Annotated in this window: 12 protein-coding genes; 4 read left to right on the forward strand and 8 right to left on the reverse strand. The window is 69.3% G+C overall.

Annotated elements, in window-relative coordinates; genetic code table 11:
* The first annotated feature begins 123 nt into the window (after positions 1–123).
* Together IU449_RS13145 and IU449_RS13150 are read left to right on the forward strand one after the other, a co-directional pair.
* Positions 124–939 (forward strand): hypothetical protein, encoded by an 816-nt coding sequence (locus IU449_RS13145; protein WP_195002058.1) that lies wholly within the window; start codon positions 124–126, stop codon positions 937–939.
* Positions 940–1,065: 126 nt separating this feature from the next.
* Positions 1,066–1,932 carry a hypothetical protein gene (locus IU449_RS13150; protein WP_195002059.1) on the forward strand — a complete coding sequence of 289 codons (867 nt, stop codon included), beginning with the start codon at positions 1,066–1,068 and terminating at the stop codon, positions 1,930–1,932.
* Between the two features lie 177 nt (positions 1,933–2,109).
* Here IU449_RS13150 and IU449_RS13155 read toward each other — a convergent pair whose 3' ends face one another.
* The 5 genes from IU449_RS13155 to IU449_RS13175 form a co-directional block, all read right to left on the reverse strand.
* Complete coding sequence (locus tag IU449_RS13155; protein ID WP_195002060.1) at positions 2,110–3,933, reverse strand: ATP-binding cassette domain-containing protein; 1,824 nt, start codon at positions 3,931–3,933, stop codon at positions 2,110–2,112.
* A 39-nt stretch (positions 3,934–3,972) separates the two neighbouring features.
* A complete protein-coding gene (locus IU449_RS13160; RefSeq protein ID WP_195002061.1) occupies positions 3,973–5,169 on the reverse strand; it encodes a type III polyketide synthase in 1,197 nt (398 codons plus the stop codon).
* 78 nt (positions 5,170–5,247) lie between these two features.
* The gene (locus IU449_RS13165; RefSeq protein WP_195002062.1) at positions 5,248–6,717 is read right to left on the reverse strand and encodes a cytochrome b5 domain-containing protein; all 1,470 of its coding nucleotides are present in this window, start codon (positions 6,715–6,717) and stop codon (positions 5,248–5,250) included.
* Between the two features lie 407 nt (positions 6,718–7,124).
* On the reverse strand, positions 7,125–7,967 hold the full coding sequence (locus IU449_RS13170; protein ID WP_324188213.1) for an LppX_LprAFG lipoprotein: 843 nt from the start codon (positions 7,965–7,967) through the stop codon (positions 7,125–7,127).
* A gap of 337 nt (positions 7,968–8,304) precedes the next feature.
* Entirely contained in the window at positions 8,305–8,706 is a 402-nt protein-coding gene (locus tag IU449_RS13175; protein WP_195002063.1) for a DUF6223 family protein, read from the reverse strand.
* A 232-nt stretch (positions 8,707–8,938) separates the two neighbouring features.
* On the opposite strand from IU449_RS13175, the gene IU449_RS13180 reads away from it, so the two are divergent.
* Positions 8,939–10,045, forward strand: a complete 1,107-nt coding sequence (locus IU449_RS13180; protein WP_195002064.1) for a histidine kinase — start codon at positions 8,939–8,941, stop codon at positions 10,043–10,045.
* Entirely contained in the window at positions 10,042–10,704 is a 663-nt protein-coding gene (locus tag IU449_RS13185; RefSeq protein ID WP_195002065.1) for a response regulator, read from the forward strand. The genes IU449_RS13180 and IU449_RS13185 overlap by 4 nt, the downstream gene beginning before the upstream one ends.
* Positions 10,705–10,854: 150 nt before the next feature.
* Here the strand turns inward: IU449_RS13185 and IU449_RS13190 are convergent, their stop codons facing one another.
* The 3 genes from IU449_RS13190 to IU449_RS13200 are packed head-to-tail and all read right to left on the reverse strand — an operon-like array spanning position 10,855 to position 14,191.
* Complete coding sequence (locus IU449_RS13190; RefSeq protein WP_195002066.1) at positions 10,855–11,862, reverse strand: DUF5914 domain-containing protein; 1,008 nt, start codon at positions 11,860–11,862, stop codon at positions 10,855–10,857.
* A complete protein-coding gene (locus IU449_RS13195) occupies positions 11,859–13,436 on the reverse strand; it encodes an NAD(P)/FAD-dependent oxidoreductase (RefSeq protein WP_195002067.1) in 1,578 nt (525 codons plus the stop codon). Before IU449_RS13195 ends, IU449_RS13190 begins: the two co-directional genes overlap by 4 nt.
* Entirely contained in the window at positions 13,436–14,191 is a 756-nt protein-coding gene (locus IU449_RS13200) for a class I SAM-dependent methyltransferase (protein ID WP_195002068.1), read from the reverse strand. Before IU449_RS13200 ends, IU449_RS13195 begins: the two co-directional genes overlap by 1 nt.
* Between the last annotated feature and the right edge of the window lie 421 nt (positions 14,192–14,612).

Here is a 14,612-nt window from a genome sequence, read left to right on the forward strand (position 1 = left end):
CTTATCACGGAGGGCGGAGACAGGTCCAACCCGCGATCCCGCCCGACACGCCGAGGATGTCATCCGCCCGGTCCGCAGCTCCGAATCAGATCCGTAGGTCGTCCCTTCGGAATGAGGTAGCCAATGGGCAAGCACGCTGCGGGCACACACAACCGGCCCGCCGCTGGACACCGCGGTTTCGTCTTGCGTCCCGCAACGGTTCTACTCAGCGGGGCGGTCTGCGCGGCGGTGGTGGGAACCACTCCCGCCGTCGCCGACGACCGCCCGCTCGTCGCACCGGTCGGGGAACTCCCGGTCCTGCCGGGCGCGGTGGCGGCACCAGCGCACGGCTCCCCGCTCGGCGTCATCGATTTCGGTGTGCCACCGCGGGTCTCGGCCGCTCTCGAGCACGCATCGGCGAACGTCGCGGTGCCGGTCGCGGTGGCGCCCGCACCCGCCGCCACCCCGATCGCCGAGCCGGAGCCGCAGGCACCGCCGATGCCGCTGCAGGACAACCGGGTCCGCATCGGCAGCCTCCAGGTGGACCGCCCCGAGTTCGTGCCGCCCGACATCGCGGCCCAGGTCAACGACGGCGCGCTCGCCGCGGAGACGGGGCTGTCCGACGCGCTCGACACGGCGGGCATGGATCCCGCGCGTTCCGATGTGGTCGCCCAGAAGATGATCGGCAACGCGGCCATCGGCGCGATGGTCGGTAATACGCTGTCCTCCCCCATCTCCGGTGCGGGCGCGATGGTCGGCGCCATGGCCGGGTTCATCGCGGGTATCCCGTTCCTGCCCGCGGGCCTGGTGGTGTTGCCGGTGGTCGGCGCGGCCATGGGGTACGCGTTCATCGCCGCCCCCGCCGCCGCCGCGGGCGCGCTCATCGGTGGCGCCGTCGGCGCCATCGAGGGCTCGATGGTTCCCCTCGAATCCGACCTTCCCGCACCGCCTGCCGCCTGAGCAGCACCGCGCACACGAGTCGGGCTCCGGCACCCGCCGGGGCCCGGCTCGTCGTCGGCGCGCATCCGTTCGGCCTGCCGCTCCGAATCCCCTTCCGTAGGTCCTTCCTTCGGAATGAGGTAGCCAATGGCCACATCCAGCAGGCCCGACGCTCCACACCGCACATTCGCCCTGCGCGCCGCGACGGCCGTGGTGGTCGGTGTGGTGTGCGCGGCGATGGCCGGGACGGCACCCGCCGCCGCCGACGACCAGCAGTTCACCGCGCCGGTCGAGCAACTCCCCGCCCAGCTCACCGAGCCACTCCGCACAGGTCAGGTCCCACTCGCGGGCTTCGGATTCGGTGGGCCGACACCGGTCGCGCCGCCCCGATTCGATCCCGGCCCGCCGCCATCCGCTCCGGATCTCGTCCAGATGGTGACCTCGGCGCTGGGAATTGCGCCGATAGCACCTGTTCCCGCTCCGGCGGTGGTTCTCCCGCCACCCGCTCCGGTGCAGGCCGAGCCGCTCGTCGCACGAGTCGCCCCGGTGGCGCCCGCGGCCGACGCACCGGCGAACGCGGAACAGATCCGTATCGGCAGGGTCGAACTCGGTCGTCCCGGCATCATCACCCCTGACCAGGCCGCCGAGATCAACGAGGGGGCGGCGGGTTTCGAGAACGCGCTCTCGGATGTACTCGACAGCACCGGCGTGGACCCGCGGCGTTCGGATGTGATCGCCGAGTATGTAATCGGCGACGCGGCGATGGGCGCGGTCATCGGCGGCGTGGCGATCGCCCCGGTCGCGAGCCTGGCAGCGGTCGCGGGCGGCATGGTCGGGTTCCTCTTCGGGATTCCCTTCCTGCCCACCGGTCTGGTCATCGGGCCGGCGGTCGGCGCGGCCATGGGTTACGCCTTCGGCACCGGCCCCGGCGTCGTCACCGGCGCGGTCATCGGCGCGGCTGTGGGCGCGATCGAGGGCTCGCAGGTCCCCCTCGATCCCGCACCGGCCGCCTGAGCCCCGAGATGTCGCCAACTCCGGCCGGTTCGCGCGATTCTCCGGTCACACCTTCGCCACCGCACGGCACGCCACCGTCGTTCGCCGCGCCACACGAGGCGGAGTCCGGGCGATCCGCGTCCGGTCACACCGACGCCCGGTGACACACGAAGCGTCACCGGGCGTGGGCGGTAGCGGTCAGCCCTCGACGGGGACCGGCTCGGCCATGCGGCCGAGTTCCAGCTTCACCAGCCGATCCGCGCAATCGAAGTACCGGTCGTCGTGGGTGATCACGACGACCGTCTTGCCGCGCCGTTTGAGCCCGACGAGGATCTCCTTGTAGAACACCTCCCGGAACTTCGGTTCCTGGTCGGCGGCCCACTCGTCGAAGACGTAGATCGGACGGTCCTCGAGCAGCGCGGTCAGCAGGGCCAGGCGCTTGCGCTGGCCTTGGGACAACGCGATGGTCGTCAGCGTGCCGTCGCGGACGTCGACCTTGTCGTCGAGCCGTAGTTCCCGCAGATACCGGCGGACCTCGTCGTCGATCCCCGGCTGGTCGAATCCGAGATAGTCCTCGAACAGATGGAAATCGGTGAAGATCGCCGAGCTGTTCTGCCGGAACCACTCGATGTTCTGGTGATCGATCACCTCGCCGTTGAGCGAGACGGTGCCGGTGCGCGGCACATACAGTCCGGTGATCAGCTTGGCCAGCGTCGATTTGCCGCTGCCGTTGCCGCCGACCACGAAGGTGATCTCGCCGGGCTCGAAGACCAGCTCCAGCGGGCCGAGCGTGAACCCGTCGTCCTCGCCGGGCGGACCTGCGGGCGGCGGACCCAGCGGAACGGGTCTGCCGTCCACCCCGGCGTGACTGACCTGGCGCTTGCCGTTGACATCGGGCACGCCCTGGCGCGGACCGCCCCCGTGACCGGGCGGCGGCAGCGGCGGATGCCCGCCACCGGGATGGCCGTGCGGTCCGGGGGGACCCGGCGGCATCGCCGAAGGCGCGTCCTGGCGGTAGTGATAGCTCACGCCGGACAGCTCCAGCCGGGCCGACTCGACAGCGGGCCGCTGCGCGTACGGCAACTGATCTTCGTCGTGCAGGGTCTCCAGCGAGAAGTTCATCGCCCGGATCTTGGCCAGTGCGACGTCGCCGCGAAGCAGGTCGGGAATGCGGTGCATGAAGTTCTGCATCGGCATCGCCAGGAAGGTCGTCACCAGGATGTAGCCGACCATCACCTCGCGCGGCATCTCCATCGCCTTGGCCACGCCGAACAGGATCAGCGCCATGGTGCCCAGCTGCAGCAGCTGCCCGAGGCTCTGTGCCACCGAGAACTTCGAGCCCGCGTCCACATTCTGCGCCCGCAACTGCCTGGCGGTGCCGAGCAGATGGCGGTCCATGAAGTCACGCCGCCTGCCGCGGTGCAGCTTGAGCTCCTTGATGCCCAGCGTGACCGCCTGGAAGGAGCGCAGCAGCGCGTCCTCGTTCTCCCGCGCCGCGTGGTAGATGCGGCGCACACGGCCGAGGAACACCTCGACGCACGCGACACCGATCAGCGTCCCCGCGATCGTGATCGCGAAGATCGGCCCGGACACGGTGGCCAGGTAAACGAAGCAGCCGATGATGGTCGCCACGTCGATGCAGATGGCCGGGATCGCGGTCACCGCCTGGGACAGCGAGCGCACGTCCTCGGTCAGCGTGGCGACCAGCCGGTGCATGCCGAGCCGTTCCAGGTGCTCGAGCGGGGCCGCGACCACGCTCGAACTCAGATCCGAGCGCAGCCGGAAGATGGCGTCCTGCGCCAGGCGGATCAGCAGTACCTGCGAGAGCAGGCCGCTGATCAGGACCACCGCGATGGTGAGCAGGAACTGTTCGACGGTGGCCCGCGGATGCGGGGAGGGCGAGACCACCGCGTTGATCAGAGTGACCAGGTAGGTGTTGGCCGCGCCGCAGACCAGGCCGGTGACGATCACCGCGGCAATGCGCGCCCAGGAGATCGAGACCAGGAATTTGATGAGTTGCATGATCAGGTGCTCTCTCGAGAGAAGCGATGGGTCGCGAGATCAGCGACGGATGATGTCGAAGATCAGACCTTCGAGCGTGACCCCGGGCGCGAAGGAGAAGGCCACACCGGTCGAGATGGACTCGCCCGCCGTGGACTGCCGGATCATCTGTTCCAGCACGAAGATCAGGGAAACCGACAGCATGTTGCCGTAGCGGGCCAGCACATCCCAGCTGGGCGCGGCCTGATCGGGATCGAGTCCGAGCGAACGCACCGATTCCTCGATGATCTTCGGACCGCCCGGGTGGATCGCCCACAGGTCGACGTCGGCCTTGGTCAGCCCGTTGCGCGCCAGGACGCCCCGCACCACCGGATCGACGCCGCGATAGATGTACTGCGGCAGATTCTCCGACAGCTCGCAGGTGATGCCGTTGTGATTCACCCCGAGCACGATGCCGTCCTCGGCGCCGGCGAACAGATGGCTGAAGCTGTCGCGCACCACGATCCGGCCGGGCGCCAGCGGCTGCCTGGCCTGCCGCGCGCCGACGACCACCGCGCCACATCCGTCGCCGAAGAGGCTGTGGATGATGACGTCGTTGACATCGTCGGCGAACACGGCGTTCACCGAGCTCAGTTCCAGGCAGACGACCAGCGCCTTCTTGTCCGGATGTGCCCGCACGTAGTCGGTCGCGGTGCGGATGCCGTTCATCGCGGCCGCGCACCCCATGAAGTTGACCACGACTCGACCGACGGTCGGCGAGAGCCCGAGTTCGGTAAGCACCGCGACATCCACGCCGGGCGCGATGAACCCGGTGCTGGTGACGAACACCAGCTGCCCGATCTCCTCGGCCGCCGCCCCCGAATCGGCCAGCGCGCGGCCGGCGACATCGACCGCCAGCGGCGCGGCGTGCCGGTAGTACAGGTTCATCCGATCGCGGAGATTGCCCGGCCGCCTGCTGAATTCGAGGAATTCGGGATCGGTCGGATCGACGGCCATCCGGCGGGTGTCGATCCTGGTCTTGTCGTAGATGCGGGCGATGCGGGCCTGCTGCCGGGGATCGGAGAACAACCCGGCGACCTGTTCCGCCGCCCCGGCCTGATCGACGCTGCGCTCGGGAGCACCGGTGGCGATGCCCTCGATGACGCCGATGGTGACCGGCGGCGAAGGCGGCATCGGAGAATGCTCGACAGCGGGGGCGATACGGTGGCGGGGCTCGGTGGCGGGGCGTGCGCCGCCCTGGTCGACGGTGATGGACATGGTCTTTGTTCCCTTCGAGGAATGTGGTGGTCGGCGGCGCGGCCTCCGGTGGTGATCGGTGCGGTCAGCGGGATCGGGTCAGACGGTCCCGATTCCGGTGAAGCCCTGGACCGTGTAGGTCGCGCAGGTCTTCAGCGCCGTCGGTGAAAGGTGTTCGCGTACGAAGCCCCAGTTCTTTTCCTCGGCCTCCCGGGAGGGAGCCAACAGGTAGGTGCTTATCTGCTTCGGGAAGCGATCGGTGAAAAAGCTCTTGGCGGGCAGCCATTCGACGCCGAACTCCGCGGATTCCGCACGCAGGATGTCTTCGGTGGCGATATTGGCGAAGCCGCTGCGCTGGTAGGGCAGCACGTGGTGGACACGATGCGAGCTCAGGCCCGCGGCGAGGAAGCAGTCGATGTAGCGGTTGCCGATGACCTTCAGGTCGTAGGCCTGCTCGATCTGGTTGACCGCCCAGTCCTCGGTGTCGGACTCGGGCAGCGCGTCGGTCTCGACCTCGAAGTCGTGGCTGGCCACCACCAGGAAGGTGCTGATCCACAGCGTGATGACGAACTGCAGTGCCCAGGCCAGGAAGTCACCGGCCACGGTGAAGACGATCAGCTCGCCGAGCAGCAGCGCGCGCATCCCGAAGGAGCCGATGAAGTGCGGGAGCGCGCCACGCATGCTGCCGTACATCTCCTTGACGCCCACCTTGCGGGTGAGCCGGACGACGTCGAGCAGCCGGATCGTCATACCGGTGACCGTGTGACCGAACTTGTGCAGCGTGTGGATCGGCACCCGGTACAGCCGAGGCACCTGCATCATCATCGTGAAGACGTTCTTCTTGATGTCGACTTCACTCTGGGTGTGCGGGTGGTGCAGCAGCGCGTGACCGTCCGCGGTGACGAAAGCCAGCGCGACATAGTTGATGTCGAAGGCGTTCGTGTAGATCTTGTTCATGCCCTTCTGGGCCCGGTGGATGGCGTAGTGCCCGAACCCGGCCAGCGAACTGCGCAGCAGCACCATGGCGAGCACGAACACCGGCAGCGGCATCCAGGCCGGCTCGGCCAGCCGCACGCCCTGCACCGCGAAGTACGCGATGGCCAGCACGATCACCACGATGTCGAAGATCCGGTCCATCCGCTTCATGCGGGCGGCGACCTCGGGGTCCTTCAAGCGCGCCTTGACCTTGTGCAACAGATCGTTCTTGTTGTCGAAGCGGTACTTCGGGGTGTCGCGCCAGCTGTCGAAGCCTTCCTTGAACAGGAAGTCCGGCGCGTTGGCCTTGGGGTGGATGTCCTCTGGCCTGGCCTCACGATCGAGCGAGTAGCGCGCCAGCATGCGCTCGATGCGCTCGGGATCCTTGTGGTAGGAACCGATGATCGAGGTGATGTCGCGATTCTTGGTGCGCCCGATGAAGAACTCGCCGCCGGGATGCTTGGAGATCCACTCCGACAGGTCGTAGGCTTTGCCGTTGTACACCCAGACGTTCGAGACGGGCGGCGGGCCGGTCGGCGCGGGGGGTCGACGGAAGTCCCGCTCCTCGACCTCCGGGCGGTCACTTGTCGTCATGTCAATCCTCCGTGTCCGAACGGCGTTTCCTGGTGCCGATCAGGTCGCCGGCGCTGTCGTCGAGAGTGAATGCTTCCCGCGGCGCCTTGTACTTCACTGAACAATCTCTTAAGCGGTCGCCGAGGTGCCCGCGCGAGGCGGGGCGAGAGGTGGACCGGCATCGGCCGGACCTCGTTGCGCGGCGGACGGAATCGCCGTGCCCGGCGATGTCGCGACAACGACGGTTCGCGGGCCGGCCTCCCCACCAGGCATGCGAACGGCGTTGTCGGAATGTATTTTTCGCCCACCGCGCTGCCGGAGCGGCAACGGTGGGTCAGATGAAGGCGCTGGGAACGCAGCCGGTCCGGAAACGCGAGCGGCTGGGCCGTCTCACGCTCCGGACCGGGTGTCCTGTCGCCTGCCCGGCGTCAGCTCGCGGGCTTGATGACGTTGACCGGCTCCGCCCACTTGGACAGGGTCACCTCGACGGTGCCACCGTCCTTGTCGACGACGGCGCGCACCAGGTTCGGGCCGTCACCGGTGGAGGCGGCGTCCGAAGGGCGGGTCGACTCCGAGCCGGTGTCGCTCGGCGGGGGCACGTCGGCGATCCACAGCGTGATCGGCAGGGTGCCCGCACCCTCACCCAGACGCGGCACGACCGGATCGATGACCGAGCCGTCGATGGTGCCGGTGACCTTGACCACGGCGATGCCGTCGAGGGTCTCGCGGCCCTCGGCCTTCGGGTTCTCCACCTGCGCGATCACATTGGCCAGGCCCTTGTCCTTGTCCAGGATCACGCCCGGATCGTAGACCTGCTCGGCCGGCCCGACGGGCGCGTAGCTGGAGCTGTTGACCGCGGTGTAGAGCGTCTTGTCGACCACGATGAACTTCGTGTCGATGAACGGCTCCTCGGGCTTGGTCCTGACCTTGGCCTCCCCCATGGCCTGGCCCGCACCCTGCGGCTGGTTGGTCACATCCGCGGAGACGCTCTCCACCGGCAGATTCGGCACATCGGTCACCTGGATGTCCAGATGCACCGACTGCAGGGTCTGGGTGGTCCGCGAGGACTCCTGGATGATCTGCGCGGCGTCGGGTAGCGGCCCGGTCACCGGCGCGGCGGTGGTGTCGCCACCGTCGTCGGACGACGAGCAGCCTGCCACCAGAGCCGCGATCAGCGACGCCGCCAGCAGCGCGGGCGCGGCACCGCCCAGCCGCGAGCGGCGGGATCGCTTGTTGCGCAGGGCGGAGCCCCGCGTGGTCTTGTCGGTCACGTGTACCCCCGGAGAGTTTCCGTGGCGCCGGCGTGTTCCGGCGCCTGTGTACGAGGCAGCGACGCTGCCCCGCACAGAGTATGCAAGCACATCGGGGTATGCGCGAGTGATCGGGCAGAACGTTTCCCGGCAAGGGGCCTTCGACCACCGGCCGCAGGGCACGGCCGGGGACAGGGACTGGTGTCAGGGCGATCACCCCTCGTCCATGATCGCCCTGACACGACCCGCATGATGAACAGCGGCGTCTACCATATCAGCGGCGGGCCCGCCAGGGAGCCGAGGCGATCACCCCGACCGAGGGAATCAGGGCGCGAACCGGACGAGGGCTGTGCCGGGCTCAGCCCGCGCGCCGGGCGCGGGCCAGCGCGCAGCCTCCCAAGATCGTGGCGATCAACCCCAACACTACGGCGATGGCGGCACCGAGGATCCCGTTGCCGGTACCCGGCCCGCCGTCGGCGGTGGCGGCGAACAGCCCGCCGAGGACCACGCTGATCGATCCCGCCACCGAGGCCACGACAGCAGCCGCGGGCCTGCCACCGGAGCGGGTCAGCGCGAGCCCGCCGCTGATCACACCGATCAACCCCACCAGTGCGGTCAGGGTGGGTCCGAGTCGCCCGGACGTCATGCCGGTGACAGCGGCGGTGGACCGGATCGAGGCATCGGCCGCCGCGGGCACGGCGAACGCGATTCCGGTGAGCAGGGCGGCTGCCACCATGGTGAGCAGGCGACGGAAAGACATGGCGGGGCTCCTTCGCGGATGACGAATTCACAGGTGAGGAATCGACTCGTCCGATACTGCGGTGCGACCGGCCACGGAACATCCCGCGGTCGCGGACAATTCGCGCTGCCACGGATGCGGTAGCCGTCCATCCGCACGATCGCGTCGACCCGCCGGTGTACCGCGGGCGCGGTAGGCGCGGATCATCCGCGCGCGGGATTCGCCCGCGACACAACCCGATTAGGGTGCTTTCATGGGCCGGAGACCGATCTGGGACTGGGCGATCGCCGTCGGTGTGGCGGTGATCCTGGTGATCACCGGCCTGTCCGAGCGACCCCTGCTCACGAGCCTCGACCTGCTCGGCTACGCATTGCTGGCGACCAGCGGCCTGGCGTTGGCCGCGCGGCGCGGCGCCCCGATCACCGTCCTGGCCGTGACCGGGCTCTGCGCGCTGGGCTATCAGGCCGTCGGTTTCGACGTGCCCGCCGTCGCGTTCCTGTTCGCCGTGTATGTCGCGGTGCGGGCCGGTCATCGCATCGTCGCGGTCGTGGGGTCGGCGATCGTGGTGGTCTCGCTGCCGCTCGCGATCGTGGCGTCGGTGGGCGACATGGGCGAGGCGTTCGCGCGAGCCCGCGGCGCCCTCGAACTGGCGTGGCTGATCGCCGCGGGCGCCGCGGGCGAGGCGCTGCGACAGGCCGAACGCCGGGCCGATGAGGCCGAGCGCACCCGGGAGGAGACCGCGCGACGCCGGGCGGACGAAGAGCGGTTGCACATCGCGCGGGAACTGCACGATTCGCTCACCCATCAGATCTCGGTGATCAAGGTGCAGTCCGAGGCCGCGGTCCACGTGGCCCGCAAGCGTGGCGAGGAGGTGCCCGAAGCGCTGCTGGTGATCCGGGAGGCCGGCCGGGAGGCCGCCCGCGAACTGCGCGCGACCCTGGAGGCTCTGCGTGACGACGGCACCAGTCCGCCGCGCGGCCTCGCCGACGTCGCGGGCCTGGTGGATCGGGCCAGGGCGGCCGGCCTGGACGCGACGCTGACCATCGAGGGACACCACCGGAATCTGCCTGCCGCGGTGGATCGGACCGGCTATCGGATCGTGCAGGAATCGCTGAACAACATCGCCAGGCACGCCGGGGCCGAGTCCGCGTCGGTCCGGATCGACTACCAACCCGACGCGCTGATCATCCTCGTCGACGACGACGGCACGGCTACCCCCGAGGCCACACCGCCGCCCGGGGTCGGCCTGCTGGGGATGCGCGAGCGGGTCACCGCCCTCGGCGGTCGCCTGCGGGCCGCACCACGCCGCGAAGGCGGCTTCCGCGTCCACGCCGCGCTCCCGGTGGAGCACACATCATGATCCGAGTTCTGCTGGTGGACGATCAACCGTTGATCCGCAGCGCATTCCGCGCCCTGCTCGACCTCGAAGACGACATCGAGGTGGTGGCCGAGGCCGGTGACGGCGGCGAAGGCTTGACGCTGATCAGGCATCACCGGCCCGACATCGCTCTCATCGACATCCAGATGCCGATCGTCGACGGCATCGAGGCCACCCGGCGCATCGCCGCTGACCCGGCTCTGTCCGCGGTGCATGTGGTCATCCTGACCAATTACGGATTGGACGAGTACGTCTACGACGCACTGCGCGCCGGCGCGGCCGGATTCCTGGTCAAAGACATCCACCCGCAGGACTTCCTGCATTCCCTTCGGGTCGCCGCGCGCGGAGACGCGCTGCTCGCACCCGCGATCACCCGCAGACTGATCGACCGATACTTCACCCGCACACCGCGCAGCGCCGATACCCGTGCGCTGCAGGAACTGACCAATCGCGAACGCGAGGCCGTGTCGCTCGTCGCGCACGGCCTCACCAACGACGAGATCGCCGACCATATGGTGATCAGCGCACTGACCGCGAAAACCCATATCAACAGGGCGATGACCAAACTGCACGTCCGCGATCGCGCCCAGCTCGTCGTCCTCGCCTACGAATCCGGCCTCGTGATCCCGCGCGGCCACTGACCGTCAGGGCACAGGAATCCCTCGACTCCTCTGTGTGCGGCCCGCGTCGGAGGAGTTCTCGGGCGTCCACGGCCTCGCTCGCGGCTGTGTCGTGTCGGACTGCACAGGTTGCCGAGTACGGGCCGTGGCGCTCGTCGCCACGCTGTGAATCTACCGCCTCCGCTGTTGGTAGCGGCGTTCGGCGTAGGCCAGGTCGTCGCGCCACAGTCGGGTCGCGGCGCGGGTCATGATCGGCCGCAGGATGGGTGTGGCGCGCCGGGCGTGGGCGAAGCCGGGGCGGGTGGAGTCGGCGATGACCGCCTCGATGACGGCGGTTCGTGGACGTCCGTCGGGTCCGGGCCCCAGTGGTGTGGCATGGGTTTCGACGACGCTGCCGGCTCCTTCGCCGTCGAGAATGCACATGGTGACAGTCCTGGGATCCGGGCTGGTGAACTCGGCTCGCACGGGGACGCCGAGCCATCGGCCGACTCGGAAGGTGACCGCGACGAGGAACCGGTCCTCGGATTCGATGGAGTCCTGATGTAGCGGAGGGGTTTCGAGTACTTCGAGATGGGTGAAGGAGTAGGGGTGGAACCAGGCGCCGTGCCAGGGGTCGAGCCGGTTGGCGACGACATCGGTGGGTTCGCACACGCCGCTGACGGTCGCCACCGCGGAGACGGCGCGGTGCGCGGGCGGGCGGGCGCCGATCACGGGTGTTCCGAGGGGGCTGCCGCCGTCGACGGAATCGAGGCGGACCCAGGCCAGGACGCCGTCGTCGTGGCAGGGCAGCGGTGTCCAGCCGGGTGCGCCGCCGCTGTCCAGGCGCAGTCCGTGCCATCGGCACACGAGTGCGCCGCAGTCGACGCGTGCTTGCGCCATCGGCGCACCCAGGTGTGGGCACGCTCCCGGCCCCACGGTCAGTCGCTGTCGTCTGTCGCGCCACGCGACGAGTTCGATTCCGGCGACGGTGAATCCGAACGGCCGATCGGTGCGGATGTCTCGGGTGGCCGCGAAGACATACCAGTTTCCGGATGGGCGTCGCTGTGCGCGTTCGAGGGCGGCGGCGATGATGGCCGGTTTCGCGGCGAGGTAGGTCGGTTGCTGCTCTGTCCAGCGATCGAGATCGACGGGTTGCAGTGGCCATCGGGCGGGCCATCGTCGAAACAGGGTGTGGTTCATCGGGAGTCCTCAGCAGACGCGGTCGCCGATCCGTAGCGGGTGGCGAGCCGGCGGAGTAAAGCGTTGCGGCCGCTGGTCGGCACGGTGTGCAGATCGTGACCTGGTAGTCCCCATCCGGTGAGCAACGCGTTCGCCGCTGTCCATCCGGTGGTGGCCGCGCGCTCCATCAATGCGACAGGCAGGTCGACGCGGATGCCGTCGCCTGCCAGCACGAGCTGGTCGTGTGGTGTGCGTACTGTGGGCCGGTGCGCGTGGTCGCCGACTCCGAACAGGGGGCAGTCCTGGTTCCATTGCAGGTGTTCGCCGAGGATGCGGGCGTCGGCGGTTTCCGGGTAGAGATGGTGCAACCGAGCGCGGAGCCGAACGCGGACATCGTGCTCCTGGACCGGCGTGAGCTGCTGGGGCAGGGCGTAGGCGTGCAGTTCCAGCACGGCGCCGCCGTGGCGATCGGCCCACGTCCGGGCCTGCCGCTCGTAGTGGTTCACCACACTGATGTTGTCGAGCGGGGCGAGCCCTCCGGTGGCCAGGAACGGCGGTCGATCCGACGCGACCGGCTTGTCCAGCCAGATCCGGTACACCAGGAATGGTGGCGCACTGCGTAACCGCCCGATCGATGCACGCCAGGCGTCGTCACCCAGTCGCGGCGAGCGCTCGACGATGCGACGCAAACCGGCGACATCCGTGGCGATGACCACGGCGTCGGCGGCGACGTCGCCACCGTCTCGTTCGTACACCCGGAAGGCGCGTTCGCCGCCGGGCTCCACCGCGGTGACCGTGACACCGGTGCGGATCCGGACGTCGTGCGAGGCGAGGTACTCCCGCAGCGGCAACCACAAGGCGGTGTCGTAGTTCGAGGTGGGGACGTCGAACAGCAGCCCTTCGCTGGAGCCGAGGAAGTAGATGTGGAACATGGTCGCCAGCTCGGCCGCCGACAGCTCGCCGGCCGGCGCGAAGAAGCTGCGGGAGAACACGTCGAAGGCGAGGTGACGGGCGCTTGCGGGGAAGTTGATCCGCTGCAGGAAGGTCTCGGCGTCGAGATGGTCGAGCAGGTCGTAGATCTCAGGCACGGACACCGCCGCGAGCGGCGCCGCGGCGCGCGCATCGATGCGACGCAGGTCCCGTAACGGGAAGGTGCTGCTGCGGGCGGCGAACGCGAGGGCGTTCCATGGCGGGGTCCGCGGCAGGCCTCGGAAGGTGTCGCGTCGTCCGTGCCCGTCGACGAGGGGGTAGTCGTCGATCGCGACGAGTCGGTCCAGCTGCGGATCGGTGCGGCGGAGCAGGGCGCGCAGGTTGTAGTACTGGCGGAAGAAGGCGTGGAATCCACGGTTGACCGCGATCGCGGTGCCGTCGGGCAGGTTGTCGGTCCAGCCGCCGGCCCGGCCGCCGAGATACGGTCGGCGCTCGATGATCTCCACCGCGATGTCACGTTCGGCGAGCCCCGTTGCCGCGGTGAGACCGGCGATGCCCGCGCCGACGATCACGACACGTGGGCGGTGGCCGGGACGGCTGTGTCCCGAGGCCCGTGGGGCGCGATGGTGGACGACACGTCGGTCGCGGCCGTAGCGGTCACGCATTACGGTGTCCCTTCTTCGGCGTCGGGCCGCGGCACGGTCGCGGTGAGGGTGTGCACGATGCCGTGCTGCCACCCGGGCACAGTCCTCGACCGGATCGCGGTGAAGCCGTTGTCACGCAACCGCGCCCGGAGCTGGGGCACGCTGTCGAACGAGGTCACGCTGCGACGCAGATGCCGGTACAGGGTGGCGTCGCCGGTGAGCAGCGTGCCGGCCGGAATGATCACCGCGCCGCAGACCGCGTTCCAGACCAGACGGGCCCACAGTGATCCGCGCACCGAGTATTCGTGCACCGCGAGCGGGGCACCGGGACGCAGCAGCGCCGCGAACGCGCGCAGTTGCGCGTCGGGGTCGGCGAGGTTGCGGAGCAGGTACGCGGCGAAGATGCCGTCGAAACGGCCGATATCCGCCGCATCGAGGTCTTCGATGCGGGCGTGGTGGAAACGCACTGTCGCGGGCCAGGATTTCGCTCGTGCGCGGGCGAGCATCTGCGCCGATGCGTCGACGGCGAGAATCTCCGCGTCCGGGGCGACCGACAACAGCGCCGCGGTCGACGCGCCGGTACCGCAGCCGGCGTCGAGCAGCCGGAGTCCGGCGCCGTTCCCGGGGAGCCGCATGCGTCGCGCGGACAGGCGTAGATGCTCGTGATAGCCGGGGTTGAATCCGACGAGCCGGTCGTAGTAGGCAGCGCCGTTGTCGAATGTGGCCGGGACCTGGTCCCGTGGAAGTCCGGTCGGGCCGAGCCTGGCGCGCCTCACGGCGCTACCCGGCGGCCGACGCGGTGTTCGTTGCGGCGGCGGTGTTCCCGCAACCGCGGAACCGCCGCCACCATCGCGAAGCCGAACAGGAAGGGTTCGACCGGGATGAACACCAACTCTTCGATCGGTACCTCCCACGGTAGGAGTCGGCCGGTGCGATAGCGCGGATTCCGACTCCACATCGGCGGCGGCCGCGATCGCGTCCCACACCAGCAGTATGCCCGTGACCGGCAACACACTGCGGACAAGACGCGCCGGGGTGTCGTTCGAAGCGGGCGCCGAGGATTCCCTGCGGGGCGGCCCGGCTACGAGGCCGAAGGCCTGGAGCGGGGTGCCAGGGTGCCGAACCGATCGACAATGCCGAGGCCCGGCGCCCCCTGGTCGCCGTCCCCCGAGTCGAGTGTGCCCACCGGGCCGGAAA

It is taken from the genome of Nocardia higoensis, assembly GCF_015477835.1.
Lineage (GTDB): Bacteria > Actinomycetota > Actinomycetes > Mycobacteriales > Mycobacteriaceae > Nocardia > Nocardia higoensis_A.

What these genes read in the sequence shown, in the direction of transcription:
- IU449_RS13180 (WP_195002064.1), top strand. Translation starts at nt 8,939, where the DNA reads ATGGGCCGGAGACCGATCTGGGACTGGGCGATCGCCGTCGGTGTGGCG.
- IU449_RS13195 (WP_195002067.1), bottom strand. Translation starts at nt 13,436, where the DNA reads ATGCGTGACCGCTACGGCCGCGACCGACGTGTCGTCCACCATCGCGCC.
- IU449_RS13145 (WP_195002058.1), top strand. Translation starts at nt 124, where the DNA reads ATGGGCAAGCACGCTGCGGGCACACACAACCGGCCCGCCGCTGGACAC.
- IU449_RS13160 (WP_195002061.1), bottom strand. Translation starts at nt 5,169, where the DNA reads ATGTCCATCACCGTCGACCAGGGCGGCGCACGCCCCGCCACCGAGCCC.
- IU449_RS13155 (WP_195002060.1), bottom strand. Translation starts at nt 3,933, where the DNA reads ATGCAACTCATCAAATTCCTGGTCTCGATCTCCTGGGCGCGCATTGCC.
- IU449_RS13165 (WP_195002062.1), bottom strand. Translation starts at nt 6,717, where the DNA reads ATGACGACAAGTGACCGCCCGGAGGTCGAGGAGCGGGACTTCCGTCGA.
- IU449_RS13175 (WP_195002063.1), bottom strand. Translation starts at nt 8,706, where the DNA reads ATGTCTTTCCGTCGCCTGCTCACCATGGTGGCAGCCGCCCTGCTCACC.
- IU449_RS13150 (WP_195002059.1), top strand. Translation starts at nt 1,066, where the DNA reads ATGGCCACATCCAGCAGGCCCGACGCTCCACACCGCACATTCGCCCTG.
- IU449_RS13185 (WP_195002065.1), top strand. Translation starts at nt 10,042, where the DNA reads ATGATCCGAGTTCTGCTGGTGGACGATCAACCGTTGATCCGCAGCGCA.
- IU449_RS13190 (WP_195002066.1), bottom strand. Translation starts at nt 11,862, where the DNA reads ATGAACCACACCCTGTTTCGACGATGGCCCGCCCGATGGCCACTGCAA.